Below are 15,650 nucleotides of genomic sequence, written 5' to 3' on the forward strand. Positions count from 1 at the left end.
CCGATACAAAAAGTGGAATTTTTTAATCTAGTATTTATATCGGTAACGTTTTCTCGTTTTTAAACCATTGTTCAAATTTAAGTTAATCTGAAGAGACCAGGCGACTAAATCGAATATAATTGTAAGCGTAATCAAAAATCTGTAGCCACCACCGAACATGTCAGTTATACTGGGATTATTATTCGGATATTCAGAAGATAACCAAGAGACATACCTATTTCCCGGTAAGGGGATTATCCACCTAGGTTAAGCGCTATACTTTATTGCTGTATATCAGTTTGGTGCTCCAGTGTGGATGGTATGAATGCAATGATATAAGACTTTATTTCAACGGGAGAGGGATGTGTGCCATCGATGACGACCTATTTCAGTGAACCGCAGAGCATGTATTACCGATTTGGAGAAGATCAGGATCAGGTGCTGAAGGTACTGGCCGAGAGATATATTGGAGCTAATGCACAGGCTGATTTTGTATATCGGGTATTCCAGAAGTCTGGTATTTTGCAAAATGAAAAAGGGCTTTATGATCTGAACCTAGGTAAACGCTTTCCTGATGCGCCAAAAGACCATATTTCCTATGCAGCTGCGCTGGTATGGGGGGATGAGGACCGAAATCTGGATGTGCTGGTCCGCTGTTATGGGCCTGTTCGGTTCTATTTCAATGAGCAGCTGATTTATCGCTCTACGGTAATGGATGAGATTAGTCCTGATGCAACGGTGAAGCTCAGCATCGACATCAAGCCCGGTTGGAACACCATTTGGCTGGAAATGAAAAACACGCCTGCCGGCTTTGGCTGCCAGTTTGGATCAGATGAAGGAAAAGTGCGCATTTTGAATGTATTTGCTCCGTTCCAGGAGAGACAGGGACAAGCCGGATGGGTGTTCTCCCAACCGAACCGAACCGCGAGTAAACAACCGGACCTATTGGGAAAAGAAGCAGATTACAGTTTGAAGTGGCTGCCTGAGACAGGCTGGTCTGATGAGGATGAGACCAAGCCAGCTCTGGAAAGAATATACGGGCATCTTCCTGGACGGCACGCTTATGCTTGGACTCACCTGAACAATACCGATTCAACGGGAAGTCCGGTGCGACTGTCAGGTCAATCTTCCGGTTCTCTGAGTATATGGATTAGCGGCAAGTCTGTGGCGCAAGTGAAGGAAGCGGGTCCGTTCGAGGTGGATGTACCAGCCTCTTTTTGGCGGAGTGACCTGCTTGTCCGAAGTGAATGCAATGATACGGCGGCGGGACCTTGGCATTTTAATTTGAATGCAACCGTGTCGGGCAAGCCGCTCTCACTGGAACTTCCTCAGCGTGTGCATGGTGCTAATGGAGAGTCTTGGTTATATGTTGGACCTTTTGAATCGGTGGTTGAACCGGACTTGGCGGATCTGACTCGAACGGACCGAGTGTACCAAACGGGGCTAGAACAGACGTACTGGCGCTTAGATCGACCGGATGCTTGGATCAGACCTTATTATGAAAATGCCATGTTAAGCAACAAATGGACCGTGGGCAGTGTAACCAATTATGGTCGCTGGGATTATCCATTGGGTGTCACTGTATATGGTCTATTACGGACGGGGCGTTATCTGCAGAGACCAGATATTACGCGTTATGCGGCTGAGCATGTGCAGGCATGTACCCAGATGTATGAGTACTCATTATGGGATCGGGAGCAGTATGGTTTCCCGGCAGTCAATCAACAATTGGTCATGCTGAAAATGCTGGATAACTGCGGTTCTTTTGGTTCAGCCATGATGGAAGCGTATTCAGAGTGTCATGAACCGACGTTTCTTCCGATTGCTGAACGGATTGCGGATTTCATGCTTTCCCGCCTGGAGCGGCAGGAGGATGGTGCGTTTTATCGCACATGCGTAGGGGAGTATGCCGAGAATACCATGTGGGCCGACGACCTCTATATGAGCACGCCGTTTCTTGTTCGTTATGCCCGGGTGACCGGAAACTCATCCGCACTGGATGAAGCCGCCAGACAATTTTTATTGTATCGAAAATATCTGTTCATTCCTGAGTTCAAGATTATGTCTCACGTATATGATTTCAAATACGGACAGGCAACGCAAATTCCATGGGGACGGGGGAACGGCTGGACACTGTTTTCCTTGACAGAGGTATTGGAAGCTTTACCTAAGGAGCATCCTGAGCGCCCGGCTTTAATTAATTTCTTCAACGAGCTGTGTGAAGGGTACGCGGCACTTCAAGGGGAAAGTGGGTTGTGGCATCAGGTGTTGAATGCTCCGCAGACGTATGAAGAAGCCTCCTGCACAGCGATGTTTGCCTATGGTTTTGCGAGAGGTGTACGCTTTGGCTGGTTCAAAGACCCTGAAGTTTACGTCACGGCTGCCCAGCGAGCTTGGAAGGGACTTATCTGCAAAGCGATTGATCGTCAAGGGAACGTTCATGGGGTGTGCAGCGGATCGCGATATGCGTTTACGGCAGAGTATTATGATCAGGACTTGCGTACCGTCACCAATGACAATCACGGAATTGGCATTATGATGTTGGCAGGAACTGAGGTAGCCAAAATGAAGAATCATTTGGCTGATCACCAGGTGACTTCACCTGCCGTCACACATTCCTGACAGACCATAACTATATGAAACACAACGGTGATGACGGCTGATCGTCGCGCTTCTTCGAACGAGTCTGAGGCCGTAAAAGAGCTGTAATGGAATGATTTCCATACTATCTTTTCCATACCAACCCGTTAACTTCTGCTTAATTAATGCACTAGGCTTGTATCCCCGTAATCATATCTGATACGGGAACATCACCGCCGGGAATGTTATTCCCGGTGGTTTTTGATTCCTGTAACTCCTTACTTTTTTGACAGGAAAGCTTACTTTTGTTTATGTCATGTGCAGCAATGGACCGATACAATAGGTTTTGTAAGCGATTCCATAAATGCAAGAAGGGGAGGAAATTCATTTATGATGATCACGAAAAAGTGGGTAACCCTGTTCTGCCTGTCCCTGTTATTGTTCGCTACAGCCTGTTCTGGAGGGGCCACCGATACACCATCTTCTTCTGGTGAAGCAAGTGGAAGTGAGGGGAATTCATCAGGTAAGGTTGAACTGCGCATGACCTGGTGGGGATCACAGACTAGACATGATCTGACAACCAAAGTGATCCAATTGTTTGAAGAGAAACATCCGGGAATCACCATTAAGCCTGAATACTCCGGTTGGGACGGTTATTTTGACAAGTTGACTACACAGGTAGCTGGTTCGAATGCACCGGATATCATCCAGATGGATTACGCCTTTCTGACTGACTTTGCCCGGCGTGGTGCCTTGCTTGACCTGACTCCGTTTGCAGAGAGCAAAGAGCTGCGGACAGAGGATCATGATCAGAGTATGATTACAGCCGGTTCGATTGACGATAAATTATATGCAATTACCCTCGGAGTTAACGCACCAGGTGTCATTTATGACGCCACCGTATTTCAGGAATTAGGTATTGAAGAACCACAAGAGAGCTGGACATGGAAGGATTTTGGAGATATTGCGACCAAGATCGCCGTAGCCAAAGGTGAGGGGTTCTATGGATCGGCAGACATCTCAGGTACAACCAACATGTTTGAAGTGTTTATCCGGCAATCCGGGAAAGGATTGTTCGACGGTGGCACGATGACCGCTACCAGCGAGGAGCTTCAACAATGGTTCGATATGTGGGGTGTACTTCGTGAGAATGGTGGAGTCACCACAGCGGAGATAACGGCATCCACAACGAATGCGCTGGAGACACGCCCGATCTCACTTGGAACAGCTGCCATGGATTTTGCGTGGTCTAATCAATTGCTGACATTCCAGCAGGTGAATAAAAACCAGGATCATAAGCTTGGCATACAAGTGCTTCCGCATGGTGTAGATGAGAAACAGATCGGGGAATATCTGAAACCAAGTCAGTTCATCTCCGGTTATGGCAAAACAAAGCATGCCAAAGAAGTGGCCATGTTCATTGACTTTATGGTCAATGATCCAGAAGCTACTGCCATTCTCGGCTCTGAACGTGGGGTGCCAGTCAATTCCAGCATTCGTGAACAGCTGCAGCCTACATTACCGGAAGCAGAGCAAGCCATTTTCCAATTTATCGATATTGTATCGAAGAACTCCAGCGAGATTGACCCGCCATACCCGCAAGGATTTGCTGAAGTGGACACGAGTTTCAAGAGCGCAAGCGAGCAGATTGCCTTCGGTCAAGGTAATACTCCGGATGTGATTGCACAGTTTATTGAAGGAGCTAAGGCTACGCTTGGATCGAGTCAATAAACCGTTGAAACCGTTCCAGACTTCTAATTCTGCGGGGAGGTTGCGAAAATGACTACATCTCAGGTCAGTCAAGCCCGAATCGAGAGTGTAGCTACCCGGCGGGTAAAACGGAGATATGCGCATAATGGAGCCGCGCTTCTGTTCCTCGCCCCATGGCTTGTCGGGTTGTTATTTCTCACTTTGGGTCCCATGTTGGTATCGTTATACATTTCGTTCACCGATTACAGTATCCTGGCCGCCCCTTCCTGGGTCGGTCTGGATAACTACACGACCATGTTTACGTCCGATAAACTGTTCACCAAATCACTCCAGGTAACGTTCACATATGTCGCTGTATCCGTACCGGTCAAATTGATCTTCGCACTGCTTGTAGCGATGTTGCTCAACAAAGGGATTCGAGGGCTCGGTATTTACCGGACGGTGTATTACATCCCGACATTACTTGGAGGTAGCGTGGCGATTGCGATGTTGTGGCGTAAAATGCTGGGTGGGGACGGGCTGCTCAATAGTGTTCTTGCCATGGTAGGAATTAAGGCGCCCGATTGGGTTGCCAATCCGAAGTATGCGCTGTACTCCATTGTGCTGTTATCCGTGTGGCAGTTTGGATCATCGATGATTATTTTCCTGGCAGGCCTGAAGCAGATTCCACCCGAGTATGATGAGGCCTCGGCGGTAGATGGTGCAGGTCCTCTGCGGAGATTCTTCTATATAACGTTGCCGATTCTGTCACCCGTCATCTTCTTCAATCTCGTCATGCAGCTGATTACGTCCTTTCAATCGTTCACGCAGGCTTTCGTCATCAGTAACGGCAGCGGAGGGCCAGTGAATTCAACCTTAATGTACTCTCTGTATCTGTACAAAAAAGGATTCTCATTCTTTCAGATGGGCTATGCTTCCGCGATGGCCTGGGTGCTGGTGATCCTGATTGGCGTATTTACATTGCTCGTATTCCGCAGTAGCAAGCTGTGGGTGCACTATGAGGATGGTGGAAAATCATGATTGGACAACGAAACTCCACAGCATGGGTCGTCGGCAAACATGTGCTGATCTCTGGCATCGCCTTTGTCATGCTCTATCCGATTCTCTGGATGCTCGGAAGCTCGTTCAAACCGGGACATATGATCTTTACAGAGACCTGGTTCTGGCCGCAGGAATGGAATTGGAAAAATTACATGAATGGCTGGTCGGGAATTCAGGGTAATCCGTTCTCCCGTTTCCTGACCAACTCTGTCGTACTGTCGCTCGGCGCCGTGCTGGGCAATGTCATTTCCTGCTCTATGGCGGCGTATGCCTTCGCCCGACTGAATTTTCGTTTCAAAGCCATCTGCTTTGGTCTGATGCTCATGACGATCATGCTGCCACATCATGTGACGCTGATCCCACAGTATATCCTTTTCAACCACCTGGAGTGGGTGAATACGTATCTGCCCCTCGTCGTGCCGAAATGGCTAGCGACCGACGCATTCTTCATTTTTCTCATGGTGCAGTTCTTCCGAGGGTTGCCCAAAGAGCTGGATGAAGCGGCCACTATTGATGGATGCGGTCCTGTGAAAATATACACCAAAATCATCATTCCACTGGCTTTCCCAGCATTAGTCACTACGATGATCTTTACGTTCTTGTGGACATGGGACGACTTCTTCAGTCAGTTGATCTACCTGAGTGATGTGAGCAAATATACAGTGCCGTTAGGTCTACGCCTGTTCCTTGATTCCAGCTCTCAATCCGATTGGGGTCCGATGTTTGCGATGTCGGTGTTGTCGCTAGTGCCATGTTTTATCGTATTTATCGTGTGTCAAAAGTACTTCGTGGAAGGAATCGCAACCTCTGGGCTCAAAGGGTAATTCCAAGACGAAACGAGTTGATTTTCGCATGCGGAAAGGAAGATGGTCTTCATATATTAATCAAAAGCTGCAACAAAGCAAGCTCTCCACATTGATGGTGACTTGCTTTATTGCGTTTAACCTGCTGCTCGTCTCGGTGATCGTCTGGCTGTCATATCAGTCCTTCTCAGCGGTCACCTTTGCCGAGATTAGCAAAGCACGCCTGGCTCTTCTGAACGAGAGCACACGTCGGGGATTCGATTTCATCACAGGGGTAACCGGAACAGCCTATGCTTTGGCAAGCAATCGGGAACTGTCCAATCTGCTCGAAACGATGGAGACTGGAAGACTTTCGCAGATTCATCAACGGCGGGAAGTTTCCCGTATATTGGATCATACGCTGGTCGTCAGTGAAGGCATTACTTCTATAGAGTTGTACACGGATGCATTTAACGGTGTAGCTGTTACCATGCCTGATCGCATATTCCCGGTAGGCACAATATCCGGTGATTCCTGGTTCGATGCACTGGAACAGGCAGATGCAGCATGGGTACCTTTACGCGAGAATGAATCTGGTCAATCGTTAATTGGATACTCCCAGCGAATCTTTGACAGCCGAGGGGGTACGGTTGCCTATGTGCTTATCCGGCTGAGTCGCGCAGATATTGTACGCAGGTTTGCGGATATGCCTATGGTATTGGATGGCAAGGTACTGCTGGTGGATACGGCTGGCAATGTCGTCATGCAAATGGGTGAAGCTGATCCCATCGAGGGATCTAAGTGGCCAGATGACCCCGCTACAAGTGGTGAGGGTGAATACTCTTCTTCTATTATAGATAGTGCATGGATTCAGCAACACGTCCAGCGTGGAGAGGACGGGTTCGAAGTGGTCTCCGGTAAACCCGGGGGCTCTCAGCTTGTTCTATATTCCAGACCAGCGATGCTTCAGTGGCGTCTGGTGCAGACTATTCCTGTTTATATGCTGTTATCCCCTGTCAGACACGCAGGGTGGCAGATTCTTGGCATTGCAGTGCTGGGGTTGTTATGCTCGGCAATACTTGCGTATTTGTTCGTGCGGCGGATTATTCGTCCTCTACGTCAATTGATTAAACGAATGAGACAATTGGAGAAAGGGGACTTCGATACTCGGGTGCAACTTTCGTTTACGGAAGAATACGCCCATTTGGCGTATGGTTTCAATCATATGGCTTCACAGCTCACAACGCTGATGGAACAGGTGAAGGATGAGAGCCGTGCTAAGCGGGAAGCCCAGACGGGCTTGCTTGAGGCCCAGATCAAACCCCATTTTCTATACAACACCCTCGACATGATCCACTGGCGCGCGCTTGATTACGAAGCTAAGGATATCAGTCGTATGATTGTACAACTCAGTAAGCTGTTACGGATCGGACTGAGTGGGGGGAGATTATTTATTCGGGTACGGGATGAGTTGGAGCATGCGCGTTGCTACGTCAGCATTCAGTCAGAGCGTCTACCCTTCTCTATTCAATATCAGGAACATATCGATCCGCGTATTCGCGGTTGTTACATCCCCAAGATCATTTTGCAGCCCTTTATTGAAAATGCTGTTATGCACGCACATCCCGAAGAAGGCACACTTCGAATTCAGGTCCACATGCACGAAGCGGAAAGCACCCACGCGGATATCGTCATTCGTATCACGGATAATGGGCAAGGTTTGCCGGAGGGGTGGAAACTCGAAGAGACGTGTGGCATCGGTGTACGGAATGTACATCAGCGTATTAAGCTGTATTGCGGAAAAAGATATGGCGTTCAACTAAGCGATGGAGAGTTGGGCGGCGTGGAAGTGACCATTACGCTGCCGCGCATAGAGACAGACGAGCAATTAAATCTGTGGCTGGACGGTGAAAAAGGATGAAGACCATTATGCTTGTAGATGATGATCCGCATATTGTTAAGGCACTAACTGAACATATTGATTGGCCTTCCCTGGGCCTCAGCATTGCAGGTACTGCTTCGAATGGCTTGGATGCAATTGATCTTTTTCAACGCATGCATCCCGATCTTGTTATGACGGATGTCTATCTGCCGGGGATGACCGGGCTTGAGATTACGCAGACGTTACGACGTGATCATCCCCATCTGCCGATCATCATCCTCAGTGGATATGACGAATTCGAGAACGCCCGGGCAGCTATGCGCTGGGGGGTAAATCACTTTTTGCTAAAGCCGGCGGAGGTGGAGGAGATTGAGTCTGTGCTGAGGGAGGTATTGCTGGAACAAGATGTGCGAGAGCGGCATGAGCGACTGGAGCAGACGTACAAGCAGGAGGTTGGACGGGTACTTCCGTATTTGCGCAAACAATTTCTTCACGAACTGCTGACTACGCGATATCGGGCAGACGAGCTGCCTAAAGAACGCATGGACTATATAGGCATTCATATGTCCTCCCAGACACGCGCCATTAGTCTGCAACTGAATCGCCCCGTATTTTTGACAAGGATGAAAGAACGAGACTGGCAGCTTCTCCGCTATGGGGCGGCCGATATTATTCTGGAGACAGTGAAAGAGCATACGGCGCGCATGAATGGTCAGGTAGAGATTGTTGATTATTCGGATCAGGTATTTGTGTTGCTTCTATTAGGAGACCAAGAGGATGAGGATCAGCTGGAGGAGGTTTTGCCACTCGTGGAGAGGATGATCGATCAGATCTTTACGTATCTTAAAATCGAAGTAAGTGCTGGAATAGGAAGATCCAAAAGTCACCCATGTGAGGTGATAGATTCTTATCTGGAGAGCCGGGAAGCGGTGGAAACAGCAGAGTTTCAAGGTGGAAGTCGTATCTACCACTATGAAGCTTCAGAGGATACAGAACCAAGTGTGACCGATTATTCGTTAATGCTTCGTCAATGGAATGAGGCTTGGACGGATATCAGACCTGATCTGGCGGAAGAGGTATGGCATCATATTCGCCTTCTGCTGAAAGAGGGTAACTGTGTTGGGATACAGGATGTACAGGTGGTGGCCGTCAGTCTGTTTGACACGTTGATTCATAGTTGGAACCGACTTCACCCTATGTTACCCCAGCCAATGGCGATGAGTGATTTTCTGCGTGAAATTCAATCGAAATATGCTTTGCATGATCTGGTAAGCTGGATGGATCGTATTATCTGCAACTGGCTCGAACAGATACGCAAAGAGATGGGCGAGAAGAAAACCAATAAACTGATAGAGCAGGTGAAACAGTATGTGGAGCTGCATTACGCTGAAGAGATCAGTTTTGAAGCGATAGCCAAGGGATTATTTGTACATCCGAAGTATCTGAGTCAACTGTTCAAAAGGGTGACCGGTGAGAATTTTGTGAGTTATTTGAACGGGTACCGAATTCAGCGAGCGTTGGAACTGTTGCAGTCGGGACATTACATGGTATATGAGGTGAGCGAGATGACCGGGTTCCGTAATGCGACGTATTTCAGTCAGGTGTTCAAAATGCTTACGGGCAAGAGTCCGTCTGAGGTGGGGTAGAGCGGTAGGGAGTATAGAATATTTAATTAAAGTGGAATAGGCGGAATGGTTCTTATGATTATCGAACAGCAGGATTATTTCATTAAAGGAGTATCTTACTCGATTAGATCGGCACAGGAAAAGGATGCTGAAACCCTGTCTTCACTTCGTGTACAACTGGACGGGGAAACTGTGAACATGGATCGTGAAGAGGGCGAGGTGTATATCGACCCAGCCGGGTTTAGGCGTATCATCCAGTTGGACACCGAGAAGTCGCGGAATCTGTTCCTCGTTGCTGAAGTAGCGGGCGAGATTGTGGGGTACTCCCGATGTGAAGGTACGGAGTTGAAGCGATTTAGCCATAAGGTTGAGTTCGGGGTGTGTGTAGCCAGAGAGTTCTGGGGACATGGGATTGGGAAGAACCTGTTGGAACAGTCAATAGAATGGGCGGATCAGACTGCTGTGGAGAAAATGACGTTGAACGTGCTAGCATCCAACAAAAAGGCAATTGAGCTATATCAAAAGAGTGGGTTCGAGATCGAAGGCATTTTGAAAAGGGATCGTAGACATGCGGATAGACAGTATTACGACACGATAGTGATGGGCAGGTTCAAAGAGTAACAAGTATAGAAGTGAAGTCCATAACTTATCAAGCTCACAGAAGAGTGAGTTCAATTACTATATTCGATATCTATAAAATAGATAGCATTATTCTCCCGTATGATATTGTGGTTCTTATTATATAGAACGTAATGATGCTGATCGGTTCTATTCGTAACCTGTATTGAGACAGAATAGACTGGCGAGTGTATGTAGGGTATAGTAAGAGGATATTGCCATCGAGAAGAATAGTTTGAAAAGAGATTATTTCAAATAAACGCGAAGTTCAAAGATGGGATATTTTACAAGTAGTAATTATGTTGTGCATATGGTATATTCTATTTCCGGCCAAAAAAACACGAGAAACATAGTGCCGCAAGCAAAACAAATAAGCTTCGAAAGAAACTTTAAAAAAAGAGCTTGCTAAGTTGGTTCGGAAGTGTTATGATATAAAAGTTGCTGAGGAGAACAACGCCCGGTAACAAAAACAAGTTTGATCTTTGAAAACTGAACAACGAGTGAGTAAACATTCTGCTTGCAGAATGAACGCAAAAGTTTGATTCAAGCCTTGGCTTGAATCAACTAGAGCACAAATGAGATTTTTAATCTCGTCAGATTCAAAATGAGCATATCGCTCTTTTCAATACTTTATTGGAGAGTTTGATCCTGGCTCAGGACGAACGCTGGCGGCATGCCTAATACATGCAAGTCGAGCGGACTTGAAGAGAAGCTTGCTTCTCTGATGGTTAGCGGCGGACGGGTGAGTAACACGTAGGCAACCTGCCCTCAAGTTTGGGACAACTACCGGAAACGGTAGCTAATACCGAATAGTTGTTTTCTTCGCCTGAAGAGAACTGGAAAGACGGAGCAATCTGTCACTTGGGGATGGGCCTGCGGCGCATTAGCTAGTTGGTGAGGTAACGGCTCACCAAGGCGACGATGCGTAGCCGACCTGAGAGGGTGATCGGCCACACTGGGACTGAGACACGGCCCAGACTCCTACGGGAGGCAGCAGTAGGGAATCTTCCGCAATGGGCGAAAGCCTGACGGAGCAATGCCGCGTGAGTGATGAAGGTTTTCGGATCGTAAAGCTCTGTTGCCAGGGAAGAACGCTTGGGAGAGTAACTGCTCTCAAGGTGACGGTACCTGAGAAGAAAGCCCCGGCTAACTACGTGCCAGCAGCCGCGGTAATACGTAGGGGGCAAGCGTTGTCCGGAATTATTGGGCGTAAAGCGCGCGCAGGCGGTCATTTAAGTCTGGTGTTTAATCCCGGGGCTCAACCCCGGATCGCACTGGAAACTGGGTGACTTGAGTGCAGAAGAGGAGAGTGGAATTCCACGTGTAGCGGTGAAATGCGTAGATATGTGGAGGAACACCAGTGGCGAAGGCGACTCTCTGGGCTGTAACTGACGCTGAGGCGCGAAAGCGTGGGGAGCAAACAGGATTAGATACCCTGGTAGTCCACGCCGTAAACGATGAGTGCTAGGTGTTAGGGGTTTCGATACCCTTGGTGCCGAAGTTAACACATTAAGCACTCCGCCTGGGGAGTACGGTCGCAAGACTGAAACTCAAAGGAATTGACGGGGACCCGCACAAGCAGTGGAGTATGTGGTTTAATTCGAAGCAACGCGAAGAACCTTACCAGGTCTTGACATCCCTCTGATCGATGCAGAGATGTATCTTTCCTTCGGGACAGAGGAGACAGGTGGTGCATGGTTGTCGTCAGCTCGTGTCGTGAGATGTTGGGTTAAGTCCCGCAACGAGCGCAACCCTTATATTTAGTTGCCAGCACTTCGGGTGGGCACTCTAGATAGACTGCCGGTGACAAACCGGAGGAAGGTGGGGATGACGTCAAATCATCATGCCCCTTATGACCTGGGCTACACACGTACTACAATGGCCGGTACAACGGGCTGCGAAATCGCGAGATGGAGCCAATCCCAACAAAGCCGGTCTCAGTTCGGATTGCAGGCTGCAACTCGCCTGCATGAAGTCGGAATTGCTAGTAATCGCGGATCAGCATGCCGCGGTGAATACGTTCCCGGGTCTTGTACACACCGCCCGTCACACCACGAGAGTTTATAACACCCGAAGTCGGTGGGGTAACCGCAAGGAGCCAGCCGCCGAAGGTGGGATAGATGATTGGGGTGAAGTCGTAACAAGGTAGCCGTATCGGAAGGTGCGGCTGGATCACCTCCTTTCTATGGAGAATCGTTTCCTGCAACGGAAACATTCAAAACCGCAGCTTAGCTGCAAAACACTCACTCGTTGCTCAGTTTTGAGAGCTCAAACTCTCAAACAGCTTGCTTTTGCATGGAGCTTGTTCTTTGAAAACTAGATATCGAAACGAAACAAACGCGAATTAGAACATTCCTTTAAGCTGATCTTGTGTAAACAAGTGAAGTGTTTTTATAAGGTAGATTGCACGTACGATGGTATCGAATGGGAGCGACTTTTGGCTTTGCGCAAGCAAAACAAGGGAAGCGAGCAGTCGAAACCGGAGCACGAGGTTAAGCTACTAAGAGCACACGGAGGATGCCTAGGCGCTAGGAGCCGATGAAGGACGTGGCGAACAACGAAACTGCCTCGGGGAGCTGTAAGCAAGCTTTGATCCGGGGGTGTCCGAATGGGGAAACCCAGCTGGGGTAATTTCCAGTTACTCATAACTGAATACATAGGTTATGCAGAGGCATACCAGGGGAACTGAAACATCTAAGTACCCTGAGGAAGAGAAAACAATAGTGATTCCGTCAGTAGCGGCGAGCGAACGCGGAGAAGCCCAAACCAAAGAGCTTGCTCTTTGGGGTTGTGGGACGTCTCACATGGAGTTACAAAGGAACCGGTTAAGCGAAGAGGTCTGGAAAGGCCCGCCAAAGAAGGTAAAAGCCCTGTAGTTGAAAGTCTGTTCCCTCCGAGACGGATCCCGAGTAGTGCGGGGCACGTGAAACCCCGTATGAATCCGGCAGGACCATCTGCCAAGGCTAAATACTTCCTAGCGACCGATAGTGAAGCAGTACCGTGAGGGAAAGGTGAAAAGCACCCCGGAAGGGGAGTGAAATAGAACCTGAAACCGTGTGCTTACAAAAAGTCAGAGCCCGTTTTAGGGGTGATGGCGTGCCTTTTGTAGAATGAACCGGCGAGTTACGTTCCCGTGCAAGGTTAAGGTGAAGAGCCGGAGCCGCAGCGAAAGCGAGTCTGAATAGGGCGATTTAGTACGTGGACGTAGACCCGAAACCGGGTGATCTACCCCTGTCCAGGGTGAAGGTGCGGTAACACGCACTGGAGGCCCGAACCCACGCATGTTGAAAAATGCGGGGATGAGGTGGGGGTAGCGGAGAAATTCCAATCGAACTCGGAGATAGCTGGTTCTCCCCGAAATAGCTTTAGGGCTAGCCTCGGAAAACAGAGTCGTGGAGGTAGAGCACTGATTGGGTGCGGGGCCCGCAAGGGTTACCAAGCTCAGTCAAACTCCGAATGCCATAGACTTACTTCCGGGAGTCAGACAGTGAGTGCTAAGATCCATTGTCAAAAGGGAAACAGCCCAGACCATCAGCTAAGGTCCCCAAGTGTGTGTTAAGTGGAAAAGGATGTGGAGTTGCACAGACAACCAGGATGTTGGCTTAGAAGCAGCCACCATTGAAAGAGTGCGTAATAGCTCACTGGTCGAGTGACTCTGCGCCGAAAATGTAACGGGGCTAAACACACCACCGAAGCTATGGCTTGATGCTTTGCATCAGGGGTAGGGGAGCGTTGTATAAGGGTTGAAGGTGTACCGTAAGGAGCGCTGGACATTATACAAGTGAGAATGCCGGTATGAGTAACGAAAAGATCAGTGAGAATCTGATCCGCCGAAAGCCTAAGGGTTCCTGAGGAAGGCTCGTCCGCTCAGGGTAAGTCGGGACCTAAGGCGAGGCCGAAAGGCGTAGTCGAAGGACAACAGGTCGAAATTCCTGTACCACCGTAAGCCGTTATGAGCAATGGGGGGACGCAGTAGGGTAGTGACGCGGACTGATGGATGTCCGTCTAAGCAGTGAGGCTGATGTGTAGGCAAATCCGCACATCATTAAGGCTGAGCTGTGATGGGGAGCGAAAATTGTAGTAGCGAAGGTCATGATCTCACACTGCCAAGAAAAGCCTCTAGCCAGGTGATGGTGCCCGTACCGCAAACCGACACAGGTAGGCGAGAAGAGTATTCTAAGGCGCGCGGAAGAACTCTCGTTAAGGAACTCGGCAAAATGACCCCGTAACTTCGGGAGAAGGGGTGCCCCGGTAGTGTGAATAGCACGAGGGGGCCGCAGTGAAAAGGCCCAAGCGACTGTTTAGCAAAAACACAGGTCTGTGCGAAGCCGTAAGGCGAAGTATACGGGCTGACGCCTGCCCGGTGCTGGAAGGTTAAGGGGAGTGGTTAGGAGCAATCCGAAGCTGTGAACCGAAGCCCCAGTAAACGGCGGCCGTAACTATAACGGTCCTAAGGTAGCGAAATTCCTTGTCAGGTAAATTCTGACCCGCACGAATGGCGTAACGACTTGGGCGCTGTCTCAACGAGAGATCCGGTGAAATTTTAATACCTGTGAAGATGCAGGTTACCCGCGACAAGACGGAAAGACCCCATGGAGCTTTACTGCAGCTTGATATTGAATTTGGGTACGATCTGTACAGGATAGGTGGGAGCCTTTGAAGTGTGAGCGCCAGCTTGCATGGAGGCAATGTTGGGATACCACCCTGATCGTATCTAGGTTCTAACCTAGTACCGTAATCCGGTGCGGGGACAGTGTCAGGTGGGCAGTTTGACTGGGGCGGTCGCCTCCTAAAGAGTAACGGAGGCGCCCAAAGGTTCCCTCAGAATGGTTGGAAATCATTCGAAGAGTGCAAAGGCATAAGGGAGCTTGACTGCGAGACCTACAAGTCGAGCAGGGACGAAAGTCGGGCTTAGTGATCCGGTGGTACCGCATGGAAGGGCCATCGCTCAACGGATAAAAGCTACCCTGGGGATAACAGGCTTATCTCCCCCAAGAGTCCACATCGACGGGGAGGTTTGGCACCTCGATGTCGGCTCATCGCATCCTGGGGCTGAAGTAGGTCCCAAGGGTTGGGCTGTTCGCCCATTAAAGCGGTACGCGAGCTGGGTTCAGAACGTCGTGAGACAGTTCGGTCCCTATCTGTCGTGGGCGTAGGAAATTTGAGAGGAGCTGTCCTTAGTACGAGAGGACCGGGATGGACGTACCGCTGGTGTACCAGTTGTTCCGCCAGGAGCACCGCTGGGTAGCTATGTACGGACGGGATAAACGCTGAAAGCATCTAAGCGTGAAGCCCCCCTCAAGATGAGATTTCCCAGTATGTAAGACCCCTTGAAGACGACGAGGTAGATAGGCTGGGGGTGGAAGTGCAGCAATGCATGGAGCTGACCAGTACTAATCGGTCGAGGGCTTATCCAATAGCAAGTTGTAATTC

At 49.2% G+C, this 15,650-nt stretch carries 7 protein-coding genes and 2 rRNA genes; all 9 read left to right on the forward strand.

What is annotated here, in order from left to right:
* Positions 1-354 precede the first annotated feature (354 nt).
* On the forward strand, positions 355-2,601 hold the full coding sequence (locus MHI06_RS01270) for a glycoside hydrolase family 88 protein (protein WP_340402029.1): 2,247 nt from the start codon (positions 355-357) through the stop codon (positions 2,599-2,601).
* Positions 2,602-2,949: 348 nt separating this feature from the next.
* The gene (locus tag MHI06_RS01275; RefSeq protein ID WP_340400159.1) at positions 2,950-4,290 is read left to right on the forward strand and encodes an ABC transporter substrate-binding protein; all 1,341 of its coding nucleotides are present in this window, start codon (positions 2,950-2,952) and stop codon (positions 4,288-4,290) included.
* A gap of 48 nt (positions 4,291-4,338) precedes the next feature.
* Complete coding sequence (locus tag MHI06_RS01280) at positions 4,339-5,289, forward strand: sugar ABC transporter permease (protein WP_248278232.1); 951 nt, start codon at positions 4,339-4,341, stop codon at positions 5,287-5,289.
* Entirely contained in the window at positions 5,286-6,134 is an 849-nt protein-coding gene (locus MHI06_RS01285; RefSeq protein WP_340400160.1) for a carbohydrate ABC transporter permease, read from the forward strand. The genes MHI06_RS01280 and MHI06_RS01285 overlap by 4 nt, the downstream gene beginning before the upstream one ends.
* Before the next feature lie 28 nt (positions 6,135-6,162).
* Positions 6,163-8,013 carry a sensor histidine kinase gene (locus tag MHI06_RS01290; RefSeq protein WP_340400161.1) on the forward strand — a complete coding sequence of 617 codons (1,851 nt, stop codon included), beginning with the start codon at positions 6,163-6,165 and terminating at the stop codon, positions 8,011-8,013.
* The gene (locus tag MHI06_RS01295) at positions 8,010-9,620 is read left to right on the forward strand and encodes a response regulator (protein ID WP_169482176.1); all 1,611 of its coding nucleotides are present in this window, start codon (positions 8,010-8,012) and stop codon (positions 9,618-9,620) included. Before MHI06_RS01290 ends, MHI06_RS01295 begins: the two co-directional genes overlap by 4 nt.
* Before the next feature lie 54 nt (positions 9,621-9,674).
* Entirely contained in the window at positions 9,675-10,220 is a 546-nt protein-coding gene (locus tag MHI06_RS01300) for a GNAT family N-acetyltransferase (protein ID WP_340400162.1), read from the forward strand.
* Between the two features lie 627 nt (positions 10,221-10,847).
* A 16S ribosomal RNA gene (locus tag MHI06_RS01305) occupies positions 10,848-12,400 on the forward strand.
* A 307-nt stretch (positions 12,401-12,707) separates the two neighbouring features.
* A 23S ribosomal RNA gene (locus MHI06_RS01310) occupies positions 12,708-15,634 on the forward strand.
* Together the 16S and 23S rRNA genes form the textbook arrangement of a ribosomal RNA operon.
* The last annotated feature ends 16 nt before the right edge of the window (positions 15,635-15,650 follow it).

Source organism: Paenibacillus sp. FSL H8-0079 (genome assembly GCF_037991315.1).
GTDB lineage: Bacteria > Bacillota > Bacilli > Paenibacillales > Paenibacillaceae > Paenibacillus.